At 61.4% G+C, this 14,804-nt stretch carries 14 protein-coding genes; 10 read left to right on the forward strand and 4 right to left on the reverse strand.

From position 1 onward, the window contains the following. Window positions 1–21: 21 nt before the first annotated feature. From ROSERS_RS23495 to ROSERS_RS23510, 4 genes are all read left to right on the forward strand, one after another. A complete protein-coding gene (locus tag ROSERS_RS23495; RefSeq protein WP_011959241.1) occupies window positions 22–363 on the forward strand; it encodes a hypothetical protein in 342 nt (113 codons plus the stop codon). 423 nt (window positions 364–786) lie between these two features. Continuing rightward, window positions 787–2,160: a histidine--tRNA ligase gene (gene hisS / locus ROSERS_RS23500; RefSeq protein ID WP_011959242.1), complete on the forward strand. Its 1,374-nt coding sequence runs from the start codon at window positions 787–789 to the stop codon at window positions 2,158–2,160. Continuing rightward, a complete protein-coding gene (locus ROSERS_RS23505; protein WP_011959243.1) occupies window positions 2,141–2,779 on the forward strand; it encodes a cyclodeaminase/cyclohydrolase family protein in 639 nt (212 codons plus the stop codon). Before hisS ends, ROSERS_RS23505 begins: the two co-directional genes overlap by 20 nt. Before the next feature lie 73 nt (window positions 2,780–2,852). Beyond that, a complete protein-coding gene (locus ROSERS_RS23510) occupies window positions 2,853–3,803 on the forward strand; it encodes an NAD(P)/FAD-dependent oxidoreductase (RefSeq protein WP_011959244.1) in 951 nt (316 codons plus the stop codon). Window positions 3,804–3,958: 155 nt separating this feature from the next. Here ROSERS_RS23510 and ROSERS_RS23515 read toward each other — a convergent pair whose 3' ends face one another. Continuing rightward, a complete protein-coding gene (locus tag ROSERS_RS23515; protein WP_011959245.1) occupies window positions 3,959–6,265 on the reverse strand; it encodes an ATP cone domain-containing protein in 2,307 nt (768 codons plus the stop codon). Between the two features lie 448 nt (window positions 6,266–6,713). On the opposite strand from ROSERS_RS23515, the gene ROSERS_RS23520 reads away from it, so the two are divergent. The 4 genes from ROSERS_RS23520 (at window position 6,714) to ROSERS_RS23535 (ending at window position 11,419) form a co-directional block, all read left to right on the forward strand. Continuing rightward, window positions 6,714–9,176 (forward strand): SUMF1/EgtB/PvdO family nonheme iron enzyme, encoded by a 2,463-nt coding sequence (locus ROSERS_RS23520; protein WP_232282725.1) that lies wholly within the window; start codon window positions 6,714–6,716, stop codon window positions 9,174–9,176. 114 nt (window positions 9,177–9,290) lie between these two features. Next, window positions 9,291–10,487, forward strand: coding sequence for a glycosyltransferase family 4 protein (locus tag ROSERS_RS23525; RefSeq protein WP_011959247.1), 1,197 nt, complete (start codon window positions 9,291–9,293; stop codon window positions 10,485–10,487). Next, window positions 10,478–10,924, forward strand: a complete 447-nt coding sequence (locus tag ROSERS_RS23530) for a DUF4395 domain-containing protein (protein ID WP_011959248.1) — start codon at window positions 10,478–10,480, stop codon at window positions 10,922–10,924. The genes ROSERS_RS23525 and ROSERS_RS23530 overlap by 10 nt, the downstream gene beginning before the upstream one ends. A gap of 39 nt (window positions 10,925–10,963) precedes the next feature. Further along, window positions 10,964–11,419: a TlpA family protein disulfide reductase gene (locus ROSERS_RS23535; RefSeq protein WP_011959249.1), complete on the forward strand. Its 456-nt coding sequence runs from the start codon at window positions 10,964–10,966 to the stop codon at window positions 11,417–11,419. 30 nt (window positions 11,420–11,449) lie between these two features. Here the strand turns inward: ROSERS_RS23535 and ROSERS_RS23540 are convergent, their stop codons facing one another. Then, window positions 11,450–12,208: a DUF5995 family protein gene (locus ROSERS_RS23540; protein WP_011959250.1), complete on the reverse strand. Its 759-nt coding sequence runs from the start codon at window positions 12,206–12,208 to the stop codon at window positions 11,450–11,452. Between the two features lie 88 nt (window positions 12,209–12,296). Here ROSERS_RS23540 and ROSERS_RS23545 point away from each other — a divergent pair, with 88 nt between their 5' ends. Continuing rightward, entirely contained in the window at window positions 12,297–12,785 is a 489-nt protein-coding gene (locus tag ROSERS_RS23545; protein ID WP_011959251.1) for a DinB family protein, read from the forward strand. Window positions 12,786–12,789: 4 nt separating this feature from the next. Here the strand turns inward: ROSERS_RS23545 and cobS are convergent, their stop codons facing one another. Further along, on the reverse strand, window positions 12,790–13,596 hold the full coding sequence (gene cobS / locus ROSERS_RS23550; RefSeq protein WP_011959252.1) for an adenosylcobinamide-GDP ribazoletransferase: 807 nt from the start codon (window positions 13,594–13,596) through the stop codon (window positions 12,790–12,792). A 32-nt stretch (window positions 13,597–13,628) separates the two neighbouring features. On the opposite strand from cobS, the gene ROSERS_RS23555 reads away from it, so the two are divergent. Further along, window positions 13,629–13,961, forward strand: a complete 333-nt coding sequence (locus ROSERS_RS23555; protein WP_011959253.1) for a DMT family transporter — start codon at window positions 13,629–13,631, stop codon at window positions 13,959–13,961. Between the two features lie 20 nt (window positions 13,962–13,981). Here ROSERS_RS23555 and ROSERS_RS23560 read toward each other — a convergent pair whose 3' ends face one another. After that, window positions 13,982–14,620, reverse strand: a complete 639-nt coding sequence (locus ROSERS_RS23560) for a histidine phosphatase family protein (protein ID WP_041334432.1) — start codon at window positions 14,618–14,620, stop codon at window positions 13,982–13,984. Window positions 14,621–14,804: the final 184 nt, after the last annotated feature.

Here is a 14,804-nt window from a genome sequence, read left to right on the forward strand (position 1 = left end):
CAACGTGATTGGGGTTGGAAAATGAAACGGGTATTTCCATTGCTTGCCAGACCACTTGCTATTGCCCGCAGAGTGACGGGCATTCTTTTATTGATTGCTGGCATTCTTGGTTTACTGCTGCCGGTGCTGCCGGGATGGTCGCTGATCATTCCCGGCGTGGCGCTGCTTGGTCGGCGTCACCGCCTGGTGCGCCTGAGTCATCTTGCCATGCGCTACGCGCTGCGCTGGATGCGCCGCAGCCGACAGCCGCATCTGCGGTCGCTTGGATGGCGCCTGACGACAGAGTATGGACGCACCCGCCGGATCGTGTTGCCCGCCATCGTCGCAACCGAACGCGCCGTTACCCGGGCGCTGGCCTGGTGATCTGCTGCTGAGAACCAGGAACCGAGAACTGAGAACCAGGAACCGAGAACTGAGAGCCGAGAACTGAGAACCAGGAAGGGAGTAAAAGTCAGGTTGCGTGCAAGAATTCTTCCCTTCGTGGTTGCTGCGTCTCACCGTTCACCTTCTTGACTTGCCATTGAGAAAACGGCCTGGGGGTCAGGTGCCAACGGATTTCCCTTCCTGCCTGCTACATTTCACCGTTCACCTTCTCGCCATTCCTCGTGCACCGCAGAACCTGCCGCTTTTCCACTCGCACCCTTCCCGCTTCCCGCCTTATTTTCGCGTCTGACTGTATCCGGTTGTGGTATCATGATCCTGCAGGCAGCGGCAAAGCAGGGCTTCGTGTTTCTTGCACCGCATGAGCGTACAACCACGCACGACACCACACAACAATGAGGTTCCATGTCCAACCGGGTTCAGAACATTCGAGGCATGCGTGATCATCTGCCATCGGCGATGATCCTGCGGCAGTATATCATCGATACGCTGACGTCCGTCTTCGAGCGGTATGGCTTCGAGCCGTTGCAAACGCCTGTCGTCGAATATGCTGAAACGCTCGATGGCAAAATCGGCGACGATGAGAAATTGATCTATCGCTTTGAGGATCACGGTGGGCGCAAAGTGGCGTTGCGCTACGATCAGACCGTGCCGCTGGCGCGGGTTGTGGCGCAGTATCAGGGTCAACTGCTGTTCCCCTGGCGGCGCTACGCGATCGGGCAGAGTTACCGCGGCGAACGCCCCGGTCGTGGTCGCTACCGTGAGTTGTGGCAGGCGGATATCGATATCGTCGGTTCGGCGTCGCCGCTCGCCGATGCAGAAATCCTCGCTGTATTGACCGATGCGCTGACAGCGCTTGGATTCACCGGTTTTACGACATTGATCAGCCATCGCCAGATCCTTGGCGGCATTGCGCGCGTTTCCGGTCTTGACGATGCTGCGGCGGGCGACGTTTACCGCGCCATCGATAAACTCGATAAGATCGGCATCGATGGGGTGCGAAACGACCTGCTCCAGAGCGGCGTAAGTACTGCCGCTGCCGAACGTATCCTGGCGCTGATCGACCTGCAGGGCGATGCTGATGAGGTGCTGAACGCCCTGGCGCAGCAATTGCAGGGAGACGAACGGGCGCTCCAGGCAATCGACAATGTGCGGGCGATTATCGGCTATGCACGCGCGATGGGGGTTCCTGAAGAACGGATCGTCATTGCGCCGCGCCTGGCGCGCGGGTTGTCGTACTACACCGGCGCCGTCTTTGAGTCGATTGTTCAAAATCCGCCGATGGGATCGCTGCTTGGCGGCGGGCGCTACGATGAGTTGATCGGCATGTTCGCCGGGCGCTCGATCCCGACAGTCGGGCTGGCGTTTGGCATCGAACGGTTGCACGATGTGATGGAGGAGTTGGGCATGGGACCGGCGTCGCGCACGATTGCGACGGCGTTTGTAACGCTTTTCAACCCCGATATGGCTGCGGAGAGTCTGCGCCTGGCACAGGAGTTGCGTCGGGCAGGTCTGTTGGTCGAGACAGCGCTCGATCCTTCCGAAAAACTTGGCAAACAACTTCAGTATGCTGATCGGCGCGGCATCCCGTATGCGCTGGTGATCGGTCCCGACGAACTGGCGCGCGGGGAAGTCGTTGTGAAAGATTTGCGCAGCGGCGCACAGCAGAGCGTTGTACGCAGCGCCGTCGCCAGCCAGCTGCGATCAGCGGCTGACGCCCGGCGCACTCCACGAACAGCGTATGACCAGGGAGGCACGCATGAGCGACAAACTTCTTGAGACCACTATTGGTCAGTTTCTTGATCGTCTTGCCAGCAGCGCGCCAACGCCGGGCGGCGGCAGTGTGGCGGCGCTGACCGGCGCGATGGCGGCGGGGTTGATCACGATGGTGTGCGACCTGACGATCGGAAAGAAGCAGTACGCCGATTTCGAGGCGGAAGCCAAAACCATCCGTGAGCGCGCAGAGGCGTATCGCGCTGAACTGCAACAACTGGCGCAGGCTGATATTGATGTGTTCAATCAACTCTCGGCAGTCTACAAACTTCCGCGCACCACCGAAGCGGACGCAGCGAGCCGCCGGGCTGCGATCCAGAGGGTGATGCGCCAGGCGACCGAGATCCCGCTGCGTACCGCGCGCGCTGCATCTGCACTGCTGCCGCTGTGCGCTCCCCTTGCCCGCTACGGCAACCGCACGGCAGTGACGGATGTCGCTGCGGCTGCGCTCCTGATCCGTGCGGCAGTTCCGGCAGCATTGATCAATGTCGAAAGCAACCTGACGGTGATCGAAGACCAGATCTTTGCGCGAGAAGCGCGCGCTCAGGCGGAAGATCTGCTGATTGGCCTCGAAGAAGAGGTAGAGGGGGTGTTGACGCTGACGCGAACTCGTCTCAAAGGATAAGTACGATGCCTGTCGGTCGTTCCCGGCTTTGATGCCGGTTTGCAGCAGATGGACAAAACCAAGGAGGGGGAGCATGCACGACCTGATTATCGTCGGCGGTGGCGCCGCCGGCCTGGCGGCAGCGGCCTACGCCCTCGACAAACAACTCGATGTCATGGTCATCTACGAAAATTTGGGCGGAAAGATTAATCAGAAGTTCACCATCCACGCCGACACCGATTTTCTGGTGGGGCATATTCTCGTACACCTCGATACGCCCGAAACGACACCGGAAGAGATTACCCGTCTGGGTGCAGAAACGGTGGAGGCATTTGAGCGTCAGGTGACGACACAACGTGGACGCGCCCTGTTCGACCGCGTGCGTCAGGTCTCGAAGGAGGGCGATATCTTCAAGATCGAGACGGAGCGTTCTGGAACACTGCACGCAGCGGCAGTGATTGTCGCGTCTGGCGCCGTACCAAAGCAGATCGAAGCGCCGGGACGCGAATTCATCAACCACGGCATCGGTTATACGCCGGTAACGTTCGCCCGCGCACTCGCCGGGAAGACTGCGGTTGTCATCGGATGCACCCAGCGTGCGCTGCGCGGCGCTGCTGAGCTTGCCCGGACGGTCGCCCGACTGTACCTGGTGGCACCCGCATTTCCTGCCGACGACCCGATCGTTGCCGTTCTGCGGAAACGCCCGAATGTCGAGATTCTCGAAGGGTTTACGGTCAAGGAAGTGACCGGCAATTCGTCGGTTGATACGGTGGTGGTCGAGCACGAAGAAAAGGTGCGTCGGCTCCCGGTCGATGCCGCCTTCGCCGATGTCGGGTTGACGCCGAATTCGGCGATGGTCAAGGGACTGGTCGAAACCGATGCGGATGGGTTCATTATTGTGGACAAACGGAATGCCACATCGCTGCCTGGTTTGTTCGCCGCTGGTGATGTGACGACGGTGTACGGCGAACACACCCTGATAGCGATCGGTGAAGGGGCGCGCGCCGCGCTGGCAGCGCATGACTACCTTCTGGCGCGTGGATAGCGTTGGCAGGACACTGCCTTCCAGAAGTCAGAGCGATCACGGAGGTGTATGTCCTCGATTGAGCCAGGACGTTCCTGCCTGTTCCGGTAAAGGTGCATCTCACGAAGAATCAGGGGCGCAGCACACGCTGCGCCCCTGATCGATTCTCGGGTGTTTTACGCCGAAGGCGGAACCTCAACCTCGCACACGCCAGCCATGCACGCCAGTTCCTGCGCGGCGGTCGTCAGGTCTTCTTCCTCATAGCGCCAGATCTTGCTGAAATCGATCTCCGGGAACTCCGCCGCCAGCCGCTCGTACTCTTCCTTCGTGATCTCAACGTAAGGCATTTGCGCATACTGTGCATCGAACGATGGCAGGAAGGTCAGCCCGCCGATCATATCGCGGTGATCCCATACCCACTTCATCAGATCGATCACCTCGTCTGGCTTGTAGGTGACGGTGCACGACGGATTATGCTCGGTCCAGTACAGTTTATTCTGCAACCAGTATTCGCACTGCTCGATGGCTGAACGCTGGTTGCGCGTAATTGCGCCATCCGGTGATTTGACCGGGAAGTGGATGACCCAGGTCGTGGCATCTTCGCGCGTCTGACCGTTCTCCGGGTCCATCGGCACGCCAGCGTCGCGCAACACCTTGAACAGCGGCGAGTGCGCCGAGACGCGCACATTGCGGATGTAGTACGGCGCCCAGCGGGCATGCAGACCGGAAGAGCAGTCGAGCAGTTGCGATGAGTTGCCGCTCGGTTTCACGCATGTGATCGCCGCTGACGGGTTAATGCCCAGGCTGAGCGCAGTCTGCCGGTTGACCTCGATGGCAATCTCCTTCAGGCGCCGCTTGACCTGCGCATCCTGTGCGACAGGACTATCCATCTGCCCCGTAATATCGACGCCGAGCAGACGCTCCTCCTCGCAATTCTGCTTCCACATCGGGCGCAAGCCGGGGAAGTGGGTCGCCAGCGACTGGATCGTGCCGATGATCGTTGCCACCTCGACTTTGTCGCGGAGCGTCTCGAAGGTGTCATCAACGCGGGCGACGGCAGCGCTCAGGTTGCAGAACTGCCACGGGCGCAACACAATTTCACCGCAGGGGTTGGTTCCGAAATCTGCCTCCTTGCGTCGCGCCGGTTTCATCAGGTTGGCGGCCTCACGGTTGAAAATACCTGGTTCGCCGCGCTGCGACTCGATCATTTCCATAAAATGGCGAATGAACTCGCGCTGTGTCAACCCGCCGCGGGGCCAGACCGCCGAGTTATTGGCATTCCAGCGCTGGCTGTTCTCGCGCTCGAAATCACCTGCCTTCGCCAGGCGCATCTCATCGTCATCGTAGTCGAAAAGGGAGATCATCGCTGTACGCCGCACGCCGCCGCTCACTGCCGCATTGCCGACCGCGCACATGATGTCGTGGGCGTCGATCGGACGCAGGAAACTCCCCTGCCGGGCAAAAATGCGGTTGCGCACGAAATCGAGCATGGCGCGGAACGGTTCGGGACCGGAAGCACGCCCGCCTTTGGTGCGCAATGGCGCCCCTGCCGGTCGCAGGTGCGACAGGTCGAAATGCACATCGCCGCCCTCAAACCAGGTCTCCAGCCCGTAGCGCAGCGCATCGGCCCATCCTTCCGCCGAATCTTCGACGACAAAGGTGACCGGCGGCTTCCCTGTCTGACGTTTGATACGCGGGAAGTTCTCGACGTACCGGCTCTCGACCGAAAAGCCAACACCACATCCTGCCATCGAAATGATCAACGCCTCGACGAACGAATCGATGCTCTCGACAGGTTGATAACTACAGTTGTAGATCGCCACCGCATTGCGACGAGCGGCAGGACCGGCCATCGCCAGCAGGCGCATCGACGGCATCGAGCGCATTTCGAGAATGTTGCGCCGGATGCGTTCGTATGTTTCGCGCGGGAGACGATCACCTGCCAGTTCGTAGAGATAATCGACCGCCCGATCAACGGTTTCGATCCAGGTTTCGCGCCGCCCTAACTCGTAATTGAAGCGCGAGTACTTGTCGAAAAACTGAAACTGCTGCAATGCAGTCGGGAAATACACCCGCGCTTCATCGAACGCACGCCGCACATGGTCGGGAACAGGACGACGCTCACGCTCCCTGGCGCGCTCGGCGCGGTACAGAATATAGCGCTTGGCAGCCTCGAACTCACCCGCCGCCTGCAACACCATCTCGACGATGTCCTGCACGCCCTCGACGGTCGGCGGCCGGCCCTGCAACCTGGCGGCGACGATATTGACGACCCGCTGCGCCAGTTCGGGGATGGGCGTGTCGGGTATGCGCCCAAAACTGGCAAAGCAGCGCGCCATCGCATTCTCGATCCGCGAGACGTCAAACGGAACCACACGCCCATCCCGCTTGATGATCATCGTCGGAACGACAACATCCGGGTGAAGAGTGTCGGTCGATCCGTTGCTGCGTGTTCCGTTAAATTCTGTGTTCGACTGCGTCATCTTGCCTGACCTCCTGAGACAGATCACACCCAACGGTGCATGCATCGGGTGCGCCGATACTGTGCACCGTCTGTCGCTACGGAAAGCAATTCAGTTATTGTAAAGCCGGGTGAAACGGTCTCTCGTTCCTAACGGGGAGCAAGAGGCAATGGTTTCACAGAAGTTATCCACATATTGTATTGGTTAACCGGAAGCGCTTCCTAAATATAGCGCGGCAAGAATAGCACAGACAGGCGCGCGTGTCAAGGTGCAAGGCAAACGAAAGAAAATCTTTACACCTGATAGTAGATACGGCGAACTGCACAAAAACTTACGATGTACTGTAGAAAAAGCGGTATAATATCTCGAACCTGTGCGCATCTGTCCCAAACGGCGCCTGGGGGCGATCTGTCCGGTTTGCCTGTATCACAGCACTGCGTTGAAGTGCCATCGAGCCATTGCGGGCCAGTTGCTTCGTTCGGCCCCGATTGCCGGTCTCGCAGCATTTGGCATTGGTCATCTCCCGCTGACGGAAATCTATGTCGAGCGGGCGGTTGTTCCTGTGCGCGACAGTGCAGGTTCTCCCCAGACACTCGCCGATCTTGCGCGCATACCGCGCGCGCGCCTGGCGCTCGAAGGGGGCGCTGGCAGCGGGAAGAGCATGGCGGTGCGTCGCCTGGCGCTGGCATGCGCCGCGGCAGTCACGGGAGAACCGGAGGGCGCCGCAACTCCGCTCGTCGATTGGTCGCTGCCGATTCCGCTGCCCGTCGTGATCGAGATGCCGTCGCAGATCGATCCGGGCGCCGATCCCCGGTCGCTGATTGAAGCGCAGTTGCACGTAAACGATCTTGCGACGCACGCAGGAATGGTGCTGCAGGCGCTCCACGCTGGCGAGGCGCTGGTGGTTATCGATGGCGTGACGCCATACAACGCGCCGGTCGTCACGCAGATCGTCGCCGCTTTTCCTGCCAACCGCTATGTGTGCGCCTGTCGCCCGTATGCGACTGCCGACCTGCCGCCGGGGCGTCTGCTGCACGCTCATGGGTTCCAGTTGGTGCATTTCGCACCCCTTGAGCGCGCCCATGTCGATGAGATGGTCGCCCGCCTGTTGACCGCACTCAGCCGACGCCGGGTTGTGCGCGATCAGGCCGTGCAGGTCGGCGCGCCAACGGCGCCGCAGCGGGGCGGGTCGATTGCCGAACAGATCGCCGATCTTCAGGGGCGACTGCTGATCGACGACGGGTTGCGCGCGTTGACCTTCGAGCCGCTCGCGCTGGCGATTGCGGTTGTTGCCGACGCGGACGGACAGACGCTCCCGGCAGCGCGCGCCGTGGTCTACCAGCGCGCGCTGGCTGCGCTGTGGGGCGAAGCAGCGCCGCCCGTCGCCGCGCTTGCTCCACTGGCGCTGGCGCTGCAACGTGCGACCGACGATGATGCGCATCCGGCGACGCTGACCCGCCCGATCGTCGAGCGACTGGTGCGCGATGGCGCGCCGGACGCCGATGATGCGCAGGTAGCGGCGATTATCGAGCGTGCGCTTGATGTCGGGTTGCTCGTCGATCCCGAACGCGATACGCCTCCGCAGGCATACACGATGCCGCAGCGCGCGCTGCGCATGTTTCTGGCGGCGCATGCCCTGGCGCGCGCCGCCGACTTTGAGGCGACGATTGCGCCCTATGTTGATACCCCGACCTGGCACGAAACGCTGACACTCGCGCTGTGGCTGCGCACCAGCGATCCCTCGTTGCAGCCTTCCCGCCACACTGAGAAGGAGGAAGACGCCGGCGCTGCGACGCTGTGGCATCTGATCGGACGACCAGACCGCAACCGGGACGCAGGAGATGCAGGCGCTGCAAAGAAGAAACCGTCACGGCAATCGGCAAAACCTGCGCGCCATGCCCTCCGACCCGGCGCCGGCGCTTCAACCGCGCGTCCTGAACAGGCGGCGCTCCTGGCAGCCTCCTGCCTGGAAGCAATCGACCCGCAGCGTTACCCGGACGTGCTGCGTGAGGTTCAGCAGCGCCTGTTGACGATGATCGCCGATCTGACCGTTGCGGTTGAGGATCGGGTGCGTGCTGGACTGATGCTCGGTCGCCTGGGCGACCCGCGATTTGCCGATCCACTGCCGCCGCTGGCGCAGATTGACGCTGGCGTTTTCGTGTTTGGCGCCAATGATGCACCCTACGACGAAGAACGACCGGCGCAGCGGATCGATCTGCCCTCGTATCAGATCGGCGTCTACCCGGTCACCAATGCGGAGTACGCGCGTTTCCTGGCGGCGCGCCCTGGACATCCCAAACCGCACTACTGGTACGATCCGCGCTTCAACAATCCTGCTCAGCCTGTGGTTGGGGTGACGTGGCATGACGCCGTGGCGTATGCCGCATGGCTGACCCGCACCCTGGCAGCCGAGGGGCGTCTCCCGGCAGGCATGGTCGTTCGCCTGCCGCTCGAAACCGAGTGGGAGAAGGCGGCGACCTGGGGACCCCGCGCGCGTGCGAAACGTCGCTTTCCCTGGGGCGACCACTGGATCGCCGGAATTGCGAATGTCGCCGAGACCCGCGCCGGACCGGATGGACGATCGCGCTGGGCGACGACGCCGGTGGGATGCTTCCCCGGCAGTGTCAGTCCCTACGGCGTTCACGATTTGATCGGGAATGTCTGGGAATGGACAGCGAGCAGCATCGACGCTCCGCCACGACGAAGCGACATGGCGGGCGGAGCGCGAACCACGCTCTCGGAACGACTCCACGGCGACCCGTCCAGCGCAACCGGATCGGAAAAGCGACGGCACTACATTCTGCGCGGATCGTCGTTCAACTCCACCACCGCCCACGCACGCGCCACGTATCGCGGCAGCCACCTTCCACCGGACTACTGGCGCTACAACATCGGCTTCCGCATCGTCATCGCCCGACCGATCGCCGACTAGCGCCGCCAGATGTCCCGCCTCCGCGCAGACATCCGCCCACTTCCGCTATAACGTACAACTGTGCGGCAGAGCGCTTCGCTCATCGCCAGAGATCATACCGGAGGAAGAGCTATCGTGAACATCGCTTTCATCGATTCGTGGGTTCAATCAAGTGCAGAAGGGAGCGGCACCGCCGTTGCAATCGGCGGACTGCAACGCACACTCCAGCAGCGCGGCGTCCAGGTCACGCGCCTGACGCCCATCCAGCCCTGGCCCCGCAACCTGACAGTGCGCCGACTGTTGTTCAACCTGTATGTGCCAGCGCTCCTCAATCGCCTGCGGTACGATCTTGTCGTTGGCTTCGACATCGATGGTTTTCTCTGGTCGAAGCGCGCACGACGCACCCCGTATCTGGTGAGCATCAAGGGGGTTCTGGCGGAAGAAGCGCGCCAGGAACGGGGCTTCGTGCGGCGCCTGCTCTGGTCGCTATCACGGCTCGAAAGGATCAACGCGCGCAATGCCGATGGCGTCATTACGACCTCGGCATACTGCCGGGAAGCGATCCGGCGACACTACGGCGTAGCGCATCAACGGGTGCAGCTAGTTCCTGAAGGGATCGATCTGGCGCGCTGGCAACGCATTGCGCAGGCGACGCCCCGCCGCAGCGACGGCGCAACGATCCTCTGTGTGGCGCGCCAGTACCCGCGCAAGCATATTGCAGACCTGTTACGCGCCATGCCACTGGTTCGTGCGGCTGTTCCCGCAGCGCGTGCGGTGATTGTCGGCGATGGACCGGAACACGCCCGCCTGCGCGCGCTTGCCGCTGAACTGCGCCTCGGCGCAGCGGTGAACCTGGTCGGCGCCATTCCTGATGACGACGTGGTGGCGCAGATGTACTTCCAGGCCGACGTGTTCTGCCTGCCGAGCGTGCAGGAAGGGTTCGGCATCGTCTTTCTCGAAGCCATGGCCAGCGGTTTGCCGATCGTTGCAACCACTGCCGCAGCAATCCCCGAAGTCGTGCCGCATCGCCGCGCCGGATTGCTCGTGCCGCCAGGCGACGTCGGCGCACTGGCGGAAGCGCTGATCGAACTGCTGCGCAACCCGGATCAGCGCGCAGCGTATGGCGCCTTCGGTCGAATGCAGGTCGAAGGGTATGACTGGAACGTGGTCGCCGACCGGTTCATCGAGCAGGTCGAGCCGTTCGTTGGTGGAACTGCGGCGCATCCAGCCGGGCAGGGCGACTCGAGAGAACTTGACAAAGTAGATAAAGTTGCCTATGATTATACCAGGAAATCTGTCAAAGTCACTCAAGGAACGCAGGTATGTCCGTAAACCAGAATCACGTGACCCTGCCTGGATTCGACCGCACTGCGCTACGGGTCAATCAGGCAGCGATGATCGTCCTCTTGCTTGCAGCATTCGTCGCCAATATGCCATGGCTGGCAGCAACAACAGCAATCATCATGGCGCTTGGTGCGATCTCACCTTCACTGGCGCTGTTCCAGCGTCTCTACCGGGATGTGTTGCGCCCTGCCGGATTGCTGCGACCCGATATTCATCAGGAAGATGCGGCGCCGCACCGTTTTGCACAGGGGATGGGGGCGACGGTGCTCATTCTGGCAAGTCTTGCGTTGTTTCTCGGTGCACCGACGGTTGGATGGGCGCTGGCGCTGCTGGTCGTTGCGCTTGCGGCGATCAACCTGGTGTTCGGCTTCTGCGTCGGATGCTTCATTTTCTTCCAGATTCAGCGCCTGGCGCACAGCCGGTAGCCGGACTGTTTCACCTTGTGTCGAATGCGCTTCTGAAAGATGATTGAACGACTACTGATCATTGTCGCTGTTGCTGGGATGATTGCGCTGGCGTGGATGGCGATCCGTGCATGGCGCTCACACCACTTGCGCTCTCTTGCCCGCAGGACGCCATTCGCGGGGATCATTCCGCCGGGTAAGCCCGCCGTGGTTGGCTTTTCGACCCCTGGCTGCGTTGAGTGTCGCACCCGTCAGGCGCCGGCACTGGCGCGCCTGAGCGCCAATCTGGGCGATCAGGCGACGGTGCGCACCCTGCCAGTGTCGGAGTATCCGCTCCTGGTCGACCAGCTCGGCATCCTGACCGCTCCCGCGACCGTGGTTATCGACGCAACAGGAGTGGTGCGCTTCGTGAACCTGGGATTCGCCGACGCAGAGAAACTGGCCACCCAGGTGAACAGTATTGCCCATCCGGTTCAGAGCAACCCCGATCCTCAGACAGTCGCGTGCCGGGGGTAGCGTTCCTGCCACAGGCGACCCCCGCGCGCATTATTGATCCGGCATCATCCGCAGACGACGCAACCAGCGCTGTGAATACCCGAAGACCCGTGCCCCAAACGCGCCACCCGCGACGACCAGGCGCATACGTCCGAGCGCCTGGAGATCCGCCTGGCGTCGTAATGCCGCGCGCATCTGCGCATCCTTTGTCTGTATCAGCGTCACTGCCTGATCCCAGACATCACGACGCCAGTTGCGGATCAGGCGGGCAGTGCACCACTCATCGAGCCGACCACATGCGACGTCTACGACACCCATCGCGGGGGAGTAGCGTTTCAGCACATGATCCTGTACACTATCGATAGTTTCTCCGATGATCGTGTTCACCAGCAGATAATCGTCGAGCCTGGATTGGCGCACCTGGAGCGTCAGATCGTCCCATTCGTCGTGCAGCATATCATCGAGCGCCAGCACCAGATCGCAGTTGATGTGCGCGTTGACGCCAAGCAAAAGGTGCACCAGCGGCGGCATCTCCGGCACACGGGTCAGATCATGCGCCTGTCTCCAGACTTCGGGCAACCATCCAACGTTGTGCTCATACGCTTCCAGTGCGATAAAATAGTACTCAGCAAAATTGTGCACGAGCAGGTGTACCCAACTATTGTCATCAAACCGACCTGCATCAATGCCATCAAGCATGTTGCGCGTCATCAGGGCGTAGCACGCCAGAAAGATCGCTCTCCGATCACCATTCGTCTCCCACGTATCGATACTTGTCTTCATACGATCGAGCAGCGCGTGATGTGTCATGCCACCCCCTTTTCAGACGATCAGCGTCGGTTTACCGGCAGCGGATCGCGCAGCGAAATATCGGATCTCTCGTGAAAGGAGCCTCTCAATGGATGCCGGTGCAGAATTGCGAACCCAACTGACCCGCATGCTGACCGAACGCCAGGCGCACATGATCTTCGAGGACGCCGTCGCCGGTTTTCCTGAAACGCATATCAACGCCCGACTGCCGAACTGCCCGTATACCTTCTGGCATCTGCTCGAACATCTGCGCATCTGTCAGCGCGACATTCTGGAGTACATCCGATCCGACCATTACACCTGGCCCACGTTCCCCGACGATCTCTGGCCCGACCAATCGGCGACGACCGATCTCGTCGGCTGGAACCGCACGATTGAACAGTTTCTTGCCGACCAGAAGCAACTGGTGGCTATTATCAACGATCCCGATGTCGATCTGTTTGCGCCATTGCCGAATAGCGGCGAATACCGACACACGATCCTGCGCGAGATTAACATTATTGCGACCCACAATTCGTACCACATCGGCGAACTGGCGATCATGCGCAGCGTGATGAACCTGTGGCCCCCAGAGTAGTGCATCACGTCGCCAGCAGACGCATCGGCGCGCTCAACGTCAGGGTTGCCAGGGCCACGACTTCGGCGATCTCGCACAGCGCCCCATAGGTGTCGCCGGTCAACCCGCCCAGATCGCGTGTCCACCAGCGCCCCAGCAGGTGGGTGACCATCCAGACCAGCGCCAGCGCGATCAGGCCGCCAACGCCGCCCACAATCAGCGCCAGTGCCAGCGTTGCGACGCTGGCGCCAGCAAAATCACCGGGACGCAGATACGACTGAAAGGTGCGTCCCAGTCCCCCTTCGCGCGCCGGCGGAAAGCGCACAATGCCGTACACGTCCGCCCAGCGCCCAAGCACCGGCGCCAGCACGACCGCCGTGAGCCAGGCGTCCCCGGCGCCTGCCAGAAACGCCGCTTTCAATCCCAGCACCGCCGCCAGCGCCAGCGCCCCCATCACCCCTATCCGACTGTCGCGCATGATCTCCAGTTTGCGTTCACGCGAACGCCAGCTCATCACCCCATCAAAGGTGTCGCTCAAGCCGTCAAGGTGCATTCCCGCCGTCAACACCCCCCAGGCGACCACCAGGACAACCGCGCGTACCGTTTCGTTCCATAGCACGCCAGCGCCCCAACCAACCGCAGCGAGTATGCCTCCGATCACCAGACCGGCAATCGGGAAATAGCGGATTGATTGCGGGATCGCTTCCTCGCTCATTGGCGGCAAACCCGGAACGGGAAGAATGGTAAGAAAACGCAGCGCCTCGCCGATGGGAGCGAACGGTCCCCACCAGTTGCGCGGCGCACGCTGTGATGTGGTATCCTCGGATGACACGATGCGTACTCTTGTCTCAATAAGGGGGTGATATGGATCCTCGCGGGCTGGCGCTCCTCTTCGGCGCAATCGTATGCGAACTTATTGGAACGAGCGCCCTTAAAGCAACCGACGGCTTCACACGTCTGCTGCCAACCCTCCTGGTCATTGCCGGGTACGGAGCATCATTCTACCTCATGTCGCTCAGTCTGCGCACCATTCCGCTCGGCATCGCCTATGCCATCTGGTCGGGTCTGGGCACGGCGGCTATCGCGGTCATCGGGGTGATCGTGTGGCGCGAGCAGTTGAATACGGCGGGAGTCATCGGCATTGTGCTGATCATTATCGGTGTGATACTGCTGAATATGTTCGGCGGTGAACAGTAAACCGCGCAGGGGTGTCGCCCTCAATCGTGTTCCTCACCGCTCCCCTGCTGCCTCAGGCGCGGCGTTTCATTGACCACGCGCATAATGATCGCGTCGCTGTTGTAGACATCGAGTGCTGTCAGACTGCCCGGATCGACGCGCCAGCGCCAGTGATCGGTCGGCGACAGACCGGTGACGTGGCACAGGATGAGCTGGATAGGGGTTGCATGGGTCACCACGAGGATGCGACCGCCGCGATGGTCGCGCAGCAGGGCATGCCATGCCTCCAGGATGCGGTCACTGACTTCAGCCAGGCTTTCACCACCCTGCGCCCGTCCATGCAGCGGGTCGGCGAAGCGCGCAACCGCCTCGTCGGGGAAGCGCGCACGCACCTCAGCGTAGGTCAACCCTTCCCAGCGACCATGGTTCGTTTCGCTCCAGCGCGCGTCTTCGATGACCGTCGTCGTCCGACCCCGCAGCACAACCGTTGCCGTGGCGCGCGTGCGCCCGGTCGGGCTGACGAACGCAACGGTGAAGGGAATGCGCCGGAGACGGCGCGCCAGCGCTTCCGCCTGTTGCATGCCAAACGATGTGAGCGGGCTATCGGCGATCCCCTGGTAGCGGCGTTGTTTGTTGAGCGTGGTCTGCCCGTGGCGAACGAGCCAGACGCTGGTGCGCATGTTCTGAATACCCCAAACATTCAGGTCATCTTCTCTGGCAAGGTACAGCGGGATTGTACCACGGGCGTCCCGTTCGCTGTGAAGCTGGAGGTCATCCCTAAGTTTATAATGAACTGAGCGCACGGTGCCAGATTACCTGCCTTATAGCGGAGTATGACAGAGTTGTCTGCAATACAAGCCCATT

Origin of the sequence: Roseiflexus sp. RS-1 (genome assembly GCF_000016665.1) — a bacterium.
Classification (GTDB): Bacteria; Chloroflexota; Chloroflexia; order Chloroflexales; family Roseiflexaceae; genus Roseiflexus.

Bases quoted from the DNA above. Each gene is read 5' to 3' on its own strand.
- ROSERS_RS23495 (WP_011959241.1), top strand. From the start codon at position 22: ATGAAACGGGTATTTCCATTGCTTGCCAGACCACTTGCTATTGCCCGC.
- hisS (WP_011959242.1), top strand. From the start codon at position 787: ATGTCCAACCGGGTTCAGAACATTCGAGGCATGCGTGATCATCTGCCA.
- ROSERS_RS23505 (WP_011959243.1), top strand. From the start codon at position 2,141: ATGAGCGACAAACTTCTTGAGACCACTATTGGTCAGTTTCTTGATCGT.
- ROSERS_RS23510 (WP_011959244.1), top strand. From the start codon at position 2,853: ATGCACGACCTGATTATCGTCGGCGGTGGCGCCGCCGGCCTGGCGGCA.
- ROSERS_RS23515 (WP_011959245.1), bottom strand. From the start codon at position 6,265: ATGACGCAGTCGAACACAGAATTTAACGGAACACGCAGCAACGGATCG.
- ROSERS_RS23530 (WP_011959248.1), top strand. From the start codon at position 10,478: ATGTCCGTAAACCAGAATCACGTGACCCTGCCTGGATTCGACCGCACT.
- ROSERS_RS23535 (WP_011959249.1), top strand. From the start codon at position 10,964: ATGATTGAACGACTACTGATCATTGTCGCTGTTGCTGGGATGATTGCG.
- ROSERS_RS23540 (WP_011959250.1), bottom strand. From the start codon at position 12,208: ATGACACATCACGCGCTGCTCGATCGTATGAAGACAAGTATCGATACG.
- ROSERS_RS23545 (WP_011959251.1), top strand. From the start codon at position 12,297: ATGGATGCCGGTGCAGAATTGCGAACCCAACTGACCCGCATGCTGACC.
- ROSERS_RS23555 (WP_011959253.1), top strand. From the start codon at position 13,629: ATGGATCCTCGCGGGCTGGCGCTCCTCTTCGGCGCAATCGTATGCGAA.
- ROSERS_RS23560 (WP_041334432.1), bottom strand. From the start codon at position 14,620: ATGCGCACCAGCGTCTGGCTCGTTCGCCACGGGCAGACCACGCTCAAC.